The organism is Streptomyces aurantiacus JA 4570, from assembly GCF_000414115.1.
In the GTDB taxonomy this organism is placed as follows: Bacteria; Actinomycetota; Actinomycetes; order Streptomycetales; family Streptomycetaceae; genus Streptomyces; species Streptomyces aurantiacus_A.
Genome location: NZ_AOPZ01000482.1, coordinates 1 through 15,248, shown reverse-complemented (window position 1 = coordinate 15,248; position 15,248 = coordinate 1). Strand labels below are relative to the sequence as shown.

The 15,248-nt window shown below is 73.0% G+C and carries 14 protein-coding genes; 9 read left to right on the top strand and 5 right to left on the bottom strand.

Annotated features, from left to right (window positions below; all coding sequences use genetic code 11):
• From STRAU_RS35545 to STRAU_RS35530, 4 genes are all read left to right on the top strand, one after another.
• A partial coding sequence (locus tag STRAU_RS35545; protein WP_052029415.1) for a tetratricopeptide repeat protein occupies positions 1-2,832 on the top strand: 2,832 nt, incomplete at its 5' end.
• Between the two features lie 50 nt (positions 2,833-2,882).
• The gene (locus tag STRAU_RS35540; RefSeq protein WP_016645229.1) at positions 2,883-5,126 is read left to right on the top strand and encodes a tetratricopeptide repeat protein; all 2,244 of its coding nucleotides are present in this window, start codon (positions 2,883-2,885) and stop codon (positions 5,124-5,126) included.
• A 5-nt stretch (positions 5,127-5,131) separates the two neighbouring features.
• Positions 5,132-6,430 (top strand): CHAT domain-containing protein, encoded by a 1,299-nt coding sequence (locus STRAU_RS35535; protein WP_016645228.1) that lies wholly within the window; start codon positions 5,132-5,134, stop codon positions 6,428-6,430.
• A complete protein-coding gene (locus STRAU_RS35530; protein WP_016645227.1) occupies positions 6,427-7,461 on the top strand; it encodes a hypothetical protein in 1,035 nt (344 codons plus the stop codon). Before STRAU_RS35535 ends, STRAU_RS35530 begins: the two co-directional genes overlap by 4 nt.
• 204 nt (positions 7,462-7,665) lie before the next feature.
• Here the strand turns inward: STRAU_RS35530 and STRAU_RS44265 are convergent, their stop codons facing one another.
• Both STRAU_RS44265 and mca read right to left on the bottom strand, forming a co-directional pair.
• Positions 7,666-7,989 carry a hypothetical protein gene (locus STRAU_RS44265; RefSeq protein ID WP_259300081.1) on the bottom strand — a complete coding sequence of 108 codons (324 nt, stop codon included), beginning with the start codon at positions 7,987-7,989 and terminating at the stop codon, positions 7,666-7,668.
• Positions 7,982-8,863: a mycothiol conjugate amidase Mca gene (gene mca, locus STRAU_RS35520; protein WP_078621715.1), complete on the bottom strand. Its 882-nt coding sequence runs from the start codon at positions 8,861-8,863 to the stop codon at positions 7,982-7,984. The genes STRAU_RS44265 and mca overlap by 8 nt, the downstream gene beginning before the upstream one ends.
• 186 nt (positions 8,864-9,049) lie before the next feature.
• Here mca and STRAU_RS35515 point away from each other — a divergent pair, with 186 nt between their 5' ends.
• On the top strand, positions 9,050-9,475 hold the full coding sequence (locus STRAU_RS35515) for a DUF4307 domain-containing protein (protein ID WP_016645223.1): 426 nt from the start codon (positions 9,050-9,052) through the stop codon (positions 9,473-9,475).
• Positions 9,476-9,716: 241 nt separating this feature from the next.
• Positions 9,717-10,214, top strand: coding sequence for a transcription elongation factor GreA (gene greA, locus STRAU_RS35510; RefSeq protein WP_016645222.1), 498 nt, complete (start codon positions 9,717-9,719; stop codon positions 10,212-10,214).
• 103 nt (positions 10,215-10,317) lie between these two features.
• Here the strand turns inward: greA and STRAU_RS35505 are convergent, their stop codons facing one another.
• The 3 genes from STRAU_RS35505 to ilvA form a co-directional block, all read right to left on the bottom strand.
• A complete protein-coding gene (locus tag STRAU_RS35505) occupies positions 10,318-11,169 on the bottom strand; it encodes an ABC transporter permease (RefSeq protein ID WP_016645221.1) in 852 nt (283 codons plus the stop codon).
• Positions 11,166-12,158, bottom strand: coding sequence for a daunorubicin resistance protein DrrA family ABC transporter ATP-binding protein (locus STRAU_RS35500; RefSeq protein WP_016645220.1), 993 nt, complete (start codon positions 12,156-12,158; stop codon positions 11,166-11,168). The genes STRAU_RS35505 and STRAU_RS35500 overlap by 4 nt, the downstream gene beginning before the upstream one ends.
• 244 nt (positions 12,159-12,402) lie before the next feature.
• Positions 12,403-13,632, bottom strand: a complete 1,230-nt coding sequence (gene ilvA / locus STRAU_RS35495; RefSeq protein WP_016645219.1) for a threonine ammonia-lyase — start codon at positions 13,630-13,632, stop codon at positions 12,403-12,405.
• A 145-nt stretch (positions 13,633-13,777) separates the two neighbouring features.
• On the opposite strand from ilvA, the gene STRAU_RS35490 reads away from it, so the two are divergent.
• From STRAU_RS35490 to STRAU_RS35480, 3 genes are all read left to right on the top strand, one after another.
• Entirely contained in the window at positions 13,778-14,290 is a 513-nt protein-coding gene (locus STRAU_RS35490; RefSeq protein WP_016645218.1) for a MarR family winged helix-turn-helix transcriptional regulator, read from the top strand.
• Between the two features lie 148 nt (positions 14,291-14,438).
• A complete protein-coding gene (locus STRAU_RS35485) occupies positions 14,439-14,960 on the top strand; it encodes a sigma factor-like helix-turn-helix DNA-binding protein (RefSeq protein ID WP_016645217.1) in 522 nt (173 codons plus the stop codon).
• A complete protein-coding gene (locus STRAU_RS35480) occupies positions 14,957-15,211 on the top strand; it encodes a hypothetical protein (protein ID WP_016645216.1) in 255 nt (84 codons plus the stop codon). The genes STRAU_RS35485 and STRAU_RS35480 overlap by 4 nt, the downstream gene beginning before the upstream one ends.
• The last annotated feature ends 37 nt before the right edge of the window (positions 15,212-15,248 follow it).

Below are 15,248 nucleotides of genomic sequence, written 5' to 3'. Positions count from 1 at the left end.
CGGCTGCAGTGGCTGACGGCCCTTGAGGTGCGCGGGATCCGGCCGTTCCTGGACCAGCAGCGGGTGCTGACGGCCGCGTCGGGCGGCGGCGTGTCGGGCGGGTCCGGCGGGCTCGGCGGACAGAAGAAGGCGGCGCCGCAGCTGCGCCGCACCGACAAGAGCGCGGCCGCGCGGCGGCGTACCGTACTGGAGCAGTCGTTCGCTCAACTGCCGCAGTCCGAGCACGAGTTCGCGGGGCGGCGGACCGAGCTGGGGCGGATCGCGCAGTGGGTGCACGCGGCGCGCGCGAGCACCCAGACCAAGCCGACCGTCGTCGTGCTGCACGGCGCGCCCGGGGCGGGCCGGTCGTCGCTCGCGGTGCGGGCGGCGCACGACCTGAAGGACCAGTTCCGCGGGGCGTGCCTGGTGGACCTGCGCGGCGAGAGCCCCGACACGCCGCCCCTGTCGACCCGCGACGCCCTGCTGCACCTCCTCAACCGCCTGGGCGCGCCGCGCGAGCAGTTGTTGTTCCGTGAGCGCTCCAGCCCGGACCAGCAGGTCAAGCGGCTCAGCGAGCTGTACCACCAGCATCTGACGGGCCTTGAGGTGGTCGTCGTGCTCGACGACGCCGGCGATCCGGAGCAGGTGCGCACCCTGATCCCCGAGCGCTCCGACAGCCTCGTCCTGGTCACCGCCCGCAAGCCCCTCGACCTGCCGGACGACCTGCCCGCGTGGGTGCACCAGCTCCCGGTGGAGGCGCTGGACGCGGCGGGCGCCGAGCAGTTGCTGCGCGAGTCCGCCGAGGAGCTCACGGGTCCTTACGACGCGGCGTCGCTGGAGTCCGTGGGGGAGCTGTGCGGCGGTCTGCCGCTGGCGCTGCGCGTCGCCGGGTCCTCGCTCGGGCCGCGCACGCCGCTGCAACTGGTCGCCGACCTGTCCGCGTACGGCCCCCGGGACGCCGTGGCCCCGGTCGAGCGCGCGCTCTCGCTGCGCTACGCCGACCAGGCCGAGTCCGCGCGGCGCCTCCTTCGGCGGCTCGCGCTCGCCGGGCGGGCCTCGCTGGGTGCCGCGGCCGCCGCCGCGCTGCTCGCCACGGACGAGGCCGAGGCGGGCCGGCAGCTCACCGCGCTGTCGCGGGCGGGCCTCGTCGACCAGGTCCGGGGCAGCCGCTACCGCCTGCACGACCTGGTCCGCTCCTTCGCCCAGGCCCGGCTCGCCGACGAGGAGGAGCCCGCCGAGCGCACCGCCGCGCAGGAACGACTCATCGTCAGCTACGGCGAACTCGCCGACTCCGTGATCCGCCTGGTCGACGGCAAGACCTCGACGCGTGCCGACCACTTCGGCCAGCACGGCTTCACGTCCCTGGACTCCGCGCTTCGCTGGCTTGACGACGAGTCGAGCTTCATCACGGCGGCGCTGCGGCACGCGGAGGGCGTGGACCAGCAGGCGGTGCTGAATCTCCTGGGCGCCCTGTGCGACTACTGCCTGCTGCGCGGCGACCTCTACCGCCTGGGCGAGATCAGCGAGTTCGCGCAGTCCCTGGAGAAGGCCGGGGCCGCCGCGGGCGGGCGGGCCGGGCAGGGCCGGATGGAGCGCAGCGTGCAGTGGCGTACCGGCATCGCCGCCCGCCAGATCGGCGACCTGGACCAGGCCCGCACCACGCTGTCCTCCGTCGTGGACCTCTACTTCGAGGCCCACCAGGACGCGGGCGCGGCCCGTGCGCTCGGCTCCCTCGGCATCACCCTGCACCACCAGGGCCAGCTGTCCGAGGCCGCGGCCCGGCTCCGCGAGGCACTCGACCTCCAGGTGTCCGACGAGCTCGCGGGCGACCGCGCCTGGACCCTGCACGCCCTGGCCGCCGTCGAACGCGACCGCTCCCGCCTCGGTGAGGCCCAGGAGATGCTGCGCACCGCCCTGGTCCTGCACCGCGACAGCGAGTCCGTGCACGGCGAGGCGTGGGCCCACTTCCAGCTCGGGCAGGTGTGCCTGCGCATGGGCGAGGTGCCGCGCGCGGAGGAGGAGCTGCGGCGCGCCCTGGATCTGTACGGGAGCACGCGCGACGCCCGCGGCGAGGCGTGGGCGCTCACCCAGCTCGCCCGGGCCCGGCTCGTCGCGGGCGACCCGGCGCCCGCCGTCGACGGCCTGCGCCAGGCGGTCTCCCGGCACCGCGACAACGAGGACGCCCGCGGGGAGGCATGGTCCCTGTACTACCTGGGCCAGGCCCTGGAGGAGACCGGCAACCTCGAACAGGCCGTGCGCGACCTGGAGCGGGCCCGCACGATGTTCTCCCGCATGCGGGACGTGTACGGCCTGGCCTGCGCCCGCCACCACTCCGCCCGCGTCACCCGCGACCAGCGCGCCGCGCAGACCGGCTCGCTGCGCAACTCCGGCTTCGCCCGCCAGCTCCTGATGGACGCGCGCGCCGACTTCCAGCGCATCGGGGTCGCCCACGGCGAGGCGTGGACGTGCCTCGAACTCGCTGTCGTCGACGCGGGGAACGCCCGCACGCAGGCGGCGCTGTCCCTGTGCGACGAGGCCATCGCCCTCTTCGCCTCCTACGGCGACCGCCGCGGCGAGGACTGGGCCCACTTCCTGCGCGCCACGCTCCTGCCCTACGCCTCCCCCGGCGGCTGGGAGATCGGCACGGCGGTCGCCCAGGAGGAACTCGTCCAGCTCGCCCGCGCGGGCCATCCCTTGCGGGACGGGAAGCTCGACGAGTACGTGGAGGCGTATCTGCTGCTGCTGGAGCGCGGCGCCGAACTGGACGCGGGATGGCAGGCGTGGCGGCTCGGGATGACGCCCAACCGGCATGCCCGGGAGGTCATGGGGGTTTCGGTGGCGGCGCCTCAATAGGGCCGCCATAGTGGGGAGTTGGCGCACTGCGTTCGGCGGGGGGTGGGGCTGTGGACGGCGACTGGCTGCCGGACGACCCGGACCCGTCCGCCGGGCCGCGCGCGGCGGCGGACCTGCCGCCGGAGCTGCGCGCGTTCATCCGGCCCGATGACGCGAGCCCCGCGATCCTTGAGCTGTACGGCCCCTCGTCCGCCGATACGTACGCTCTGGCGGTCCGGTTGGCCCGGCTGGCCCGGGACGAGCCCGGGTCGCGGGCGCGGTTCCAGCTCTGCTGGGTGCCGGTCGGGGCGGCGGACGTGGTGCTGCTGCGGCTGCTGGAGCGGCTGTTGGCGGACCGCCCGTCGAAGGCCGTGTACGACATGCTCCTCGCCGAACCCGGCGGCCTGACCGGGGCATTGATCCGCGAGTGCCACCTGGCGCCCACGGAGGGGCCCTTCCTGGTGGTCCTCGACGGGGAGGCCGACCTCGGTCTGCTGCGGGTCGCCGCCCGGCTCGTCGAGGGGACGAGGTGCCGGGTCCTCACCATGTCCGGGGTCCGGCGCTCGGCGGCGGAGGTGGCGGCGGTCGGCTACGAGGTGCCGGGAGGCGGGGGCACGGCCGTCCCGGAGCCCCACCGGACGCCCTCATCGGCGGCCCTGGACCGGAACCTCCTGGCCGCCGCCCTCGACGGCTCGGCGGACCTCCAGGAGGGAGCCGACGCGTACGCCGATCTGCTCGTACGACTCCTGCGCTCCGGCGACCCCGACGGCGCGACGCTCCTCGACCGGCTCGAACCCCAACTGCTCGGCAGGCAGGGCCTGTTCCGGCTGCTGCGGCTGAAGCAGTCCCTCTGGCAGCACACGGGCGGCTGGGAACCCCTGCGGACCGTCGCGGCGGTCGCGGTCCGCGAAATCGGCCGACCGCTGCCCGCCGCGGACGCCCTGGCGGCAATCGGCTCCCCGCGCGCCACGCTCCACAAAGCCGTCGCCGAACGCTGCGCGGGCCTGCTGCGCGAGGCCACGGCCACCCTCGACGGCATCCCCGACGAGGCGCCCCCGAACGGCTGGGTCCTGCACACCCGAGCCGCCCTCCAGTGCGACATGGGCGTGCTCCGGGGGGCGGAGAAGCTGCTCCGCAGTGCCGTCGAGGCCCATCAGGTCCGCGGGGACACCCGGGGGGAGGCGTGGGCCGTCCACCACTACGGGCGGCTGCGGCTCGCGCGCGGCGACCTGGAGGAGGCGCAGAAGCGCCTGGAGGCCGCCCGGCACATGTTCATCGGCCTCGGCGACCGCCAGGGCCGGGCGTGGACCGAGACCGAACTCGGCCGGGTGCAGCTGCTGTACGACAGCCATCCGGAGGCACTGCACGGGCTGGGCAAGGCGCTCGCGCTGCACCTGTCGAACGGGGACACGCGGGGCAAGGGGTGGACGTACTTGCATCTCACCCTGGCCCACGAGGGATCGGGCGACCCCGAGCAGGCCGTCAGGATGGTCCGCAGGGCGGAGCTGGTCCTGCGCGAGGTGCCCGACCACCTGGGGGTGGCCTGGGCGCAGCACTACCGGGCGCTCCTGGCGTTCGCCGACCATGCCACCCCGCCGGCCACGGTGGGCTGGCTCCACTACGCGGCGGACCGCTTCAGCCGGGCGGGGTGCCTGCACGGCCTCGCCTGGAACACCCTGGAACTGGCCGACCTGTGGCGGCGGGAGGAGTGGAGCCCGGCAGCGACCGCGGGCGGCCTCTACCTCGACGCGCAACGCCGGTTCGAGGACATCGAGGGCCTGTGGGGACTGCGGTGGGCCCGCGCGCTCCGTGCGAGCCTCACCGAGCCCGCCGACCGCACGGAACGCGTCCCCTTGACCGCCCGCCACCTCATCACCGAACCGGGCGCGGAGTTCACCGGCGGCCCGCCGTTCCCCGGCACCCGCTCCCGCGTCCGCCTCGTCCTCCTGGACGACGACACGGCCACCACCAGCACGGCCTCCCGCATCGCCCTCCACATCACCCCCGGCCTCGACCACCCCTGGTCCACTCCCACCGCCGACCTCCCCTGGCTCACCGCCCGGGCCACCCCCCTCACCGCCGCCGACGTCGAACCCGCCCACGCCGTCACCCTCAAGCCCTCGCCCCGCGACCCGGACGGCGCCGAGTTCCTCTTCACCCCGCGCCGGGCGGGCCGCCACCGTCTCCTCTTCACCATCGAGCACTCCGCCACGGCCACCGTCCTCCAGCAGGTCGAGACGTACATCGACGTCATCGACGGCGAGGGCGGCACCCCGGACGCCGCCCTCTCACCAGAAGCACTGCGGAGGGCCTAGGACACATGGCCCACGAACTGCCGACCCACATCACCCACGACCCCAGCCTCGGCTTCACGCGGCTCCCCCGGCATGTGATCCGCCACCCCGACCTGGTCGTCGGCCTCGACGCGCGCCGCGAGGACGAGAACGTGCAGGCCCGGATGTACGGCCCCGCCGTGCCCTCGCTCAGCGGCTCCGAGCACACCGTCACTCTCAACGTCCGCCCTCGCGAGGTCCGTTCGGTCGCGGCCCGGCTGCGCCAGGTGTGGCGGGACGAGTTCGTGGCCCTCCAGCCGCTGGACGAAGCGGGCCGACCGAGCCTCGGCCGCACCCCCCTCCCGTACGCGAACCTCGTCGACCTCACCACCGAGCCCGAGGCCGAGCTGCGCGCCGCCCTCTCCCGACTCGCCCTCAACGGCGCCCAGTTGCTCTTCGACGTACTCCTCGGCGGCGAGACCGAGGAGCTGAAGCTCTTCCGCGGCTTCCTCACGGACGTCCTGAGCCAGGACCGGCCCCTGCGCGTCCGCTTCCACTCCGACCTGTTCCTGCCCTGGCCGATGCTGTGCCTGCCGGCCGCCCCTGACGAGCCCGACGAGGGGGACCTGGACGCGGTGTTCGCCCGCTTCCTCGGCTACCGCCACCAGCTGGAGCACACCGGCGGCAGCGCCTACGCCCGCGTCGCCGACGACCGCGATCCCCCGCCCCGCGAGGCCCCCGCGGTCAGCCTCAACCACGACACCGGGGTGGACGCGGAGGGCCGGACCAGGGCCGCGGAGGTCGCGGCCGCGCTCGCCGACGGCACCGCGTTCGTGGAGCGCACCACCCGCGCGGACCTGGAGCACGCCCTGCGCGACCGCCTCCTCGACGAGCAGCTCATGTACTTCTGGTGCCACGGCCACTTCACCACCACCGGCGACGAACCCCCGTACCTCGTACTGAAGTTGACCGACCAGCAGGCCATCGACGCGTACACGCTGCGCGCCCACCGCCCGCCCCCGCACGCCTGCGTGCCGTTCCGCCCCTTCGTGCTCCTGAACGCCTGCTACGCGGGCCTCCCGGGCAACGCCGACCTGGCCTACCTCGGACGGGCCCTCTTCGACGCGGGGGCCTGCGGGATCCTCGGGCCGGGGATCGAGATGCCGCAGCGCTTCGCCGCCGAGTACGCGCTCGCCTTCGTCACCCGCTACCTGGCGGGGCGGGAGACGGCGGGCGGCATCGCCCACGGCCTCGGGCGGCACTTCGCGGACACCTGCCGCAACCCTCTCGGTTTCGCGTACGCCCTGCACAGCGGCATGGACAGCCGGCTGGAGCGGACCGCGTGACGCCCGCGGGCGAGGCCGCGGGTGAGCTCGGGGGCGAGGCCGCCGTCGTCGACCTCGACGAGGGCGGGTGGCCGCTGCGGCCCACCCGGTCCGGGCCGCGTCCCGTGCCCGCGCCGGGGCTCCTCGACCACTTCGCCGCGCGGCTCACCCCGCCGCCGTGGGCGACGGACATCGTCGTGTACGTGCACGGGTGGCAGACGTCGCGGACGTCGTCCCGCCAGGCCCTGGGTGAGCTGCTGGGGCTTGTGGAACGGCAGTTCGCGGGGCGGCGGGAGCTGTATCCGCGGCTCGGCGGGGGCTTCGCCCCCTGGCCGGTGCTCGTCCGCTGGCCGTCCCGCTCGCTGCCCTCGCTCGGCGGCTACCGCCGGATCCGCGACCGCGCCCACGCCATGGGCACGCACGGGCACGCCGCCCGCGTCATCGCGCAGCTCCTCGGCTATCTGGACGCCCGGCGGGGCGACCCGCGCGCCGCACGCGTCCTGGCCAACCGCGGCGGGCAGTACCTGCACCTCGTCGGGCACTCGTTCGGCTGCCGGTTCCTGTGCGAGGCGGTGCAGTGGGCCGCCGCGCCGCCGGGCGGGACGCTGGGGGCGGCCGGGACGCTGGGGTGGAGCACGCCCGCGCCGCCGGGGCGGCCGTTCACCGTGGACTCGATGCTGCTGTTGCAGATGGCGGCGCCGCGCGACGCCTTCGCGGAGACGTTCACCGCGCTCGCGGGTGCGCCGCTGCGCGGCCCCGTCGTGGCGACGTACTCACAGCACGACCGCGCCACCGGCTTCTGGCATCTGCGGGCGGAGCGGCGGGCGGGCGTCGGTCACGCGGGCATCGGCACGGCGCCCGCGCCCGTGTCGGGGATACGCATGCGGGGCACCGGCGAGCCGTACCCGCACGATGCCCTGGACCACCGCTTCGTCAGCGTCGACGCGGGCAACGTCTTCGTCCACGGCCGCGGCCCGGCGGGCGCCCACTCGGACCACCTGCGCCCGGAGTCGGCACACCTGCTGCTGTCCCTGGCAGACCACTCACGGTGACAAGTGTCAGCCCGACGGCGACCATTTCAGCCCGACGGCGACCATTTCAGCCCGTCCGGCGTTTGAGGACGAGGCCGTCCGGCGTTTGAGGACGAGGCGCGGAGCGCCGACAAGGGGGGTCCGGGGGCGAAGCCCCCGAGAGGGGCGCGCCGACCGTAGCTGCCAGGGCGCCCCCGCCAGAAGCCTCAGGCGTCCTTGGAACCCTTACCCGCGGCGCCGGAGGCGCGAGCCGCGCCGGAGGCCGCGGCCTCGGCACCCTCGGGGCCCCCCGAGGAGTCCAAGGAGTCCGGGGAGTCCGGGGAGTCCGTCCGGGGAGTCCGGGGAGTCCGGGGAGTCCGGGGACTCCTTGAAGTCCACCTTCCCCATGTGCCGGTTCATTGACTTCATCAGTCGCCACACCGCGAGCGCCATCACCGCGAACACGATGAACCCCAGCACACCGGGGGTCACCTTGTTCTCGTCCACCTCCTTGGCGAGGGGGACGAGGTGCGTCATTGCCAGGCTTGCGCTTCCGCTCATGTCAGGCATTGTCGCGGATGCCCGCGAAGAGGTCGTCCTCGGGGAGGGAGGTATCGACGAGGGACTTCGCGAGCTCGTACTCCTCCGTGGGCCAGACCTCCTTCTGGATCTCCATCGGGACCCGGAACCAGCCGCCGTCGGGGTCGATCTGCGTGGCGTGCGCGATCAGGGCCTTGTCGCGGATTTCGTAGAAGTCGGCGCACGGCACGTGGGTCGTGAGCGTGCGCTCCACGCGCTCGAACTCGTCCCAGCGCTTGAGCCACTCCCCGTAGGGCGATTCCAGGCCGCGGTCCAGCATGGCCTGGTGCAGGGCCTCGGTGCGCGGGCGGTTGAAGCCCTGGTTGTAGTAGAGCTTCCGCGGCGCGAAGACCGGGCCGAACTCGCTCTCCGGGTACTTCTCCGCGTCCGCCGCGCCGTCGAAGGCCACCATCGAGATCTTGTGGGTCATGATGTGGTCGGGGTGCGGATAGCCCCCGTTCTCGTCGTACGTCGTGATCACCTGCGGGCGGAACGCGCGGATCTGGCGCACCAGCTCACCGGCCGCCTTGTCGACGTCCTCAAGGGCGAAGCAGCCCTCGGGCAGCGGGGGCAGCGGGTCGCCCTCGGGCAGGCCCGAGTCGACGAAGCCCAGCCACTCCTGCTTGACGCCGAGAATCTCGCGCGCCTCGTCCATCTCCTTCTTGCGCACCTCGTGGATGTGCTCCTGGATGTAGGTGTCGCCCTGGAGCTTGGGGTTGAGGATGTCGCCGCGCTCCCCGCCCGTGCAGGTCACGACGAGCACGTCCACCCCCTCGGACACGTACTTGGCCATGGTGGCCGCGCCCTTGCTCGACTCGTCGTCGGGGTGGGCGTGAACGGCCATCAGTCGAAGCTGCTCAGTCAAGACTCGATCCTCAGGTGTCCGGCGCCAGTGTGTGCTGCGGCGCCCTCGGTCGTCCGGCGTTGTGCGGGGCTTCTATAGTGACGGAACCGGGGGGCGGAAAATTCCGGCGGACCGCACTGTCCCGCGATCGGCTCGCGGCTTGCTCGTCCGCCGGAGTCGGCATCCCTGTCCATCTGGAGGACGATCATGACCGCGGTGAGCGGCGGCGACAGCCGCGGGACGGCCCTGCGGGCCCCCGAGGGCCGCTACGGCCGGTCGGCGGACGAGCGCGCCGACCACAAGCTCAAGATCGTGGGCGCCGTCCTCGCTGTGCTGCTGCTCGGGGTCGTCGGCTGGTTCGGCTACGACTCCATCGCGGGATCCAAGGTCAGCGGCGAGATCATCAAGTTCGACGTGGTCTCCGACAGCGCCGTCGAGGTGCACCTCGAAGTGCGCAAGGACGCCGACGCGAACGGCTACTGCACGCTCCGCTCCCAGGCCGAGGACGGCTCCGAGGTGGGCCGCGCGGACTTCCGCTTCGACCAGGACAAGGGGCGCGTCGACAAGACCGTCACGCTGCGGACGACCGAGCGCGCCACCAGCGCGGAGCTCGTGGGCTGCCACGAAGACTGACACTGCCTGACACCGCCTGACGCTGCGTGCCCCTGGCTGACAGCGCCTGGCGTCCCTGGTGGTGGTGCGCGCCGCCCACGCCCGGCGCACACGCGCTCACCTGCGCTAACGCCTCTCTGATGACATACGTCCTCCCCCTTCGGCACCGGAATTGTTAGGCTCGTGGTTTCGCCCACCCGTGAGGGAACATCCTTCTGGGTAGGGCGATGCTTTGTATTCCCAGTACCTACGAGGAGCACCTGTGACCCAGACCAGCGACAACGTCACCTGGCTGACCCAGGAGGCGTACGACAAGCTCAAGGAAGAGCTTGAGCACCTGTCTGGTCCCGCGCGCACCGAGATCGCAGCCAAGATCGCGGCGGCGCGCGAGGAGGGCGACCTGCGCGAGAACGGCGGGTACCACGCGGCCAAGGAGGAGCAGGGCAAGCAGGAGCTCCGTGTCCGCCAGCTGACCCAGCTCCTGGAGCACGCGAAGGTCGGTGAGGCGCCCGCCGAGTCGGGCGTGGTCGCCCCCGGCATGGTCGTCACCATCGCCTTCGACGGCGACCCGAGCGACACGGTGACCTTCCTGCTCGCCTCCCGGGAGTACGCCAGCGACGACATCGAGACGTACTCGCCGCAGTCCCCGCTCGGCAGCGGCGTCAACGGCAAGAAGATCGGCGAGAACGCGGAGTACGAGCTGCCGAACGGCAAGCTGGCCTCCGTCAAGATCCTCGAGGCCAAGCCGTACCAGGGCTGAGCCCGCCCAGACCACGCGAAGACCCCCGGCGCCGTCGCGCCGGGGGTCTCGTGCGTACACCGGTCTCGTGCATACGAGGGGATCTCGTGCGTACGAGGGGCACTCAGACGGCTGCCGAGCGGTACTTGCGCACCGCGAGGGTGCGGAAGACCACCAGGATCAGCACCGACCAGAGCACCGAGGCGAGCACCGGGTGCTGCATGGGCCAGGCGTCCGGGGTCTTGAAGCCGGGCGGCAGATTGCCGAACAGCTCGCGGCACGCCTGCACGGTGGTGCTGAACGGGTTCCACTCGGCGATGTGCCGGAAGAACGTCGGCAGGTTGTTGGAGTCCACGAAGGCGTTCGAGATGAACGTCAGCGGGAAGAGCCAGATCAGCCCGCCCGAGGTCGCGGCCTCCGGCGTGCGCACCGTCAGGCCGATCAGGGCGCCGATCCACGAGAAGGCGTAACCGAGCAGGAGCAGCAGGCCGAAGCCCGCGAGGATCTTGCCGAAGTTCTCGTGGGCGCGCCAGCCGATGAGGAGCGCCACCAGGGCGAGCACGACCAGCGTCAGCGCGGTCTGCACCAGATCCGCGACGGTCCGGCCGGTGAGGACCGCTCCGCGCGCCATGGGCAGGGAGCGGAAGCGGTCGATGAGGCCCTTGTGCATGTCGTCCGCGATACCGGCGCCCGCGCCGGCCGTGGCGAAGGTGACGGTCTGCGCGAAGATGCCCGCCATGAGGAACTCGCGGTAGTCCTGCGAGGAGAGGGAGCCGCCGACCTGGATGGAGCCGCCGAAGACGTACGTGAAGAGGACCACGAACATCACCGGCTGGATCAGTCCGAACAGCACCATCTCGGGAATCCGGCTCATCCGGATCAGGTTGCGGCGGGCGATGACCAAGGAGTCGCGGACGGACTTGCCGATGCCGCCGGCCGGGGTGGGGGCGGGTGCGCTGCGCGTGACGGCACTCACGGGGCGGCCTCCTTCTTGTGCTTGTCCTCGCCGTTCTCTTCGTCCCTGACCTCGGCCATGTGCCCCGTCAGGGAGATGAAGACGTCGTCGAGGGTGGGGCGGCGCAGGCCGATGTCGTCGATCTCGATGCCCCGGGCGTCGAGCTCCCGGATGACCTCGGCGAGCAGCTTGGCGCCGCCCGTGACGGGGACCGTGAGCTTGCGCGTGTGCCGGTCGACGGTGGCCTCGCCCTTGCCGAAGCCGGCCAGGACCTCGCCGGCGGCCGCGATGTGGGCGGGCTCGTGCACCACGACCTCGACGCGCTCGCCGCCCGTCTGGGCCTTGAGCTGGTCGGCGGTGCCGCGGGCGATGACGCGGCCGTGGTCCACGACGCAGATGTCGTGCGCCAGGTGGTCGGCCTCTTCCAGATACTGCGTGGTGAGCAGCAGGGTGGTGCCGCCGGCGACGAGCTCCTGGATGACCTCCCACAGGCCCTGGCGGTTGCGCGGGTCGAGGCCGGTCGTCGGCTCGTCCATGAACATCACCGGCGGCGAGACCACCAGGGCCGCGGCGAGGTCGAGGCGGCGGCGCATGCCGCCCGAATACGTCTTGGAGGGGCGGTCCGCGGCGTCCGTGAGATGGAAGCGCTCCAGCAGCTCGCCCGCTCTGATCTTGGCCTCCTTGGCCCGCATCTCATAGAGCTGGCCGACCATCTGGAGGTTCTCACGACCTGTCAGATACTCGTCCACGGCGGCGAATTGGCCGGAGAGGCCGATGGAGCGCCGCACTTCGTTCGGATGCTTCAGGACGTCGATCCCGGCGACGAACGCCCGGCCGCTGTCGGGGGTCAGCAACGTGGTCAGACAACGGACCGCCGTCGTCTTTCCCGCGCCGTTCGGCCCGAGGAGGCCGAGGACGGTGCCTTCCGGGACATCGAGATCGACGCCGTCCAGAGCCCTTACGTCACCGAAGGTCTTGACCAGACCTTCGGCGTAGATGGCGCCTGGCATAGGGGGTCTCCCATGTTTTGGGTGTTTTCCTAGCGAAAGCTTAGGTTTGCCGGGTACTGATCGCCCGGCCCTCAGTGGCGTGACTCACACTGTAACGCGATACATCGCGTCTGCTCAATGGATTTGTGCGGCCTGTGGAAAACCGGCCGGGGTGCGCGGCCGGGTCGTACGCCCCCTCACCGCTCGCGCGCCCTCCCCAGCGGGCAGGTGGACGCCCGGTCCGGCCGAGGCCGACCGGAGCCGGTCAGCCGATGACCGTGTACCCTGCGTCCCGCAGCGCAGCGCCGACCTCCGCGCAGTGCTCGGGGCCCTTCGTCTCCAGGTGCAGTTCCACCTCCGCCTCCGTGAGCCCGAGCCGGGGATCGGTCCGTACATGACTCACGTCGAGGACATTGGCGTCGGCCTCCGAGAGCACCCCGAGGAGTGTGGCCAGGGCGCCCGGCCGGTCCGTCAGGCGCAGCCGCAGCGACAGATAGCGGCCCGCCGCCGCCATGCCGTGCCGCAGGATGCGCTGCATCAGGAGCGGGTCCACGTTGCCGCCGGAGAGCAGCGCGACGACCGGCCCCTCGAAGGCGCGCGGATCGCTCAGCAGCGCCGCCACCGGGCTCGCGCCCGCGGGTTCGACGACCATCTTGGCCCGCTCCAGGCACAGCAGCAAGGCACTCGACAGATCGTCCTCGGAGACCGTGACGATCTCGTCCACCAGTTCCTCGACGATCCGGAACGGTACGTCGCCGGGGCGCCCCACCTTGATGCCGTCCGCCATCGTCACCGGGTTGTCGATCGACACCGGCCGGCCCGCGGCCAGCGAGGGCGGATACGCGGCCGAGCCCGCCGCCTGCACTCCGACCAGGCGTACGTCCGGGCGCAGCGACTTGACCGCGACGGCGATGCCCGCGGCCAGGCCACCGCCGCCCACGCCGATGACGAGCGTGCGCACCTCCGGGCACTGCTCCAGGATCTCCAGGCCGACGGTGCCCTGTCCGGCGACGATGTCCGGGTGGTCGAAGGGGTGGATGAAGACCGCGCCCGTCTCGCGCGCGTAGTCCTGCGCGGCCGCCAGCGTCTCGTCGACGACCTGGCCGCGCAGGCGGACCTCCGCGCCGTAGTCCCGGGTCGCCGCGACCTTCGGCAGCGGGGCGCCGGCCGGCATGAACACCGTCGAGCGGACGCCGAGCAGCGACGACGCCAGCGCGACGCCCTGCGCGTGGTTGCCCGCGCTGGCCGCGACGACACCGGCGGCGCGCTCCTCGGGGAGCAGTCCGGCGATGCGCACATAGGCGCCGCGGAGCTTGAAGGAGCCGGTCCGCTGGAGGTTCTCGCACTTGAAGTGCACCGGCGCGCCCACCAGTCGCGACAGGTGCCTGCTGCCCTCCATGGCGGTGACCCGGGAGACCCCCAGGAGCATCTTCTGCGCGCCGCGTACGTCGTCGAGCGTCACCGTCGGAAAGGAGCGAGTCGTGCGGTAGCTCATGACTGCAGTCTCGCAGTTCACGCGCGTCTCCTCCTGGTGTGACCAAGCGGCGAGACGGGTTTGCGCAGCGCCGGTACGGGTAGCGCCCGGGCCGCGTACCCTGTCCCCCAATCCATCACCCTTCCCATGAAGTGAGCCCCCGGCCATGCCCACAACTCCGGACATGACGACCGCCAGCGATCCCGGCCTCCTCGACACGTTGCAGCACCAGGTTGCGGTGTTCGCGCGGCGTGCCGAGCAGACCCGCCTCGGCGGCGTCGGACAGGTCCGCAACTCCATGGACCGTGCCGCGTATCTGCTGCTCAACCGCCTCGACAAGGAAGGTCCGATGGGCGTCAAGGCGCTCGCGGCGAGCATGGGCATCGACTCGTCGACCGTCACCCGGCAGGTCGCGCCCCTGGTCGACACCGGCCTGGTCAAGCGCACCTCGCACCCCGAGGACGGCCGTGCGGTCGTGCTCCAGCTCTCGCCGCGCGGGCAGGCCCGCCTGGACGAGGTCCGCTCCTCGCGGCGCGAGCTGATGGCCGAGCTCACGCACGACTGGGCCCCGGCCGAACGCGAGAGCTTCACCGCGCTCCTCACCCGTTTCAACTCCGCGCTCTCGGCGCGGCAGTCCTCCCAGGGGGTCCCGGACTCCGTCGCTCCGGCAGACTCCTGAGCACCCGGCCGCGGTCCGCCGACTGCCGCGGCCGGGCGCCGAGCGGACCCTGAGGGATGGGGCCCGCTCGCGCAGGGCTCTTGACCTGGGCGCCGTGCCTGGCCTCAGATGAAACCGGGTCCCCCTATGCCGTACGGCGGGAGGCGCGGTGCGAGAGCGGCAGGCCGCCCAACAGGCCCGCCGCGCCCGGGAGTTCCAGGCGTTCGTCGCGGGCGCGGCAGGGCGCCTTCTGCATGCCGCGACGCTGCTCACCGGTGAGCGGCCCGGCGCCGATCCGCGCGCGCGGGCGCTGCTCACCGCGGCGCTCGCCGCCACGTACGCCTCGTGGGACCGGCTGCGCGGTGAGGATCCCTACGACCGCGCCCGTACCGTCCTCGTCGTCCGCTACGCGCGCGGGGCGTGGCGGTGGCCCCGCCGGCGCCGTGGGGGCGGGGGGCCGCTCTCGCGGCTGTCCCCGCAGGAGCGGCTCGTGCTGGTGCTGCGGTTGTACGAGGGCGTGGCCGAGGAGCAGACCGCGGCGCTGCTCGGGCTGCCCCCCGAGCGGGTCCGCACTCTGTGTGCGCGGGCCGTCGCGGTCGTACTCCATCCCCCTCGGGGGCCGGCTCCCTTCTCCGCGGCGCCCCCGGTGCCGCCGGTTCCGCCCGGTGCGCTCGGGAAGGCGGCGTCGTGAGTCAGCAGGAGCGGCGTGAGGCCGTCGTGCGGGAGCTGCTCGATGCCGAGGGGCCGGCTGTCGTGCCGCCCGGGCTGCATGAGGACGCCGTGCGGCGGGGGGCCCGCATGCTGCGGCGGCGTACGTTGCTGCGGCGGCTGCTGTGGCTGCTCCTGCTCGCCGCGGTGGTGGCCTTCGCCGTCTGGGCCGCCGAGGTCCAGCCCTGGGTGGAGCCGCCGTCCCGGACGACTCCTCCCCTCACTCGCTGGTAGCGGCCCGGTGGGGGCGGATCCTGTCCCGCCGCTCCGC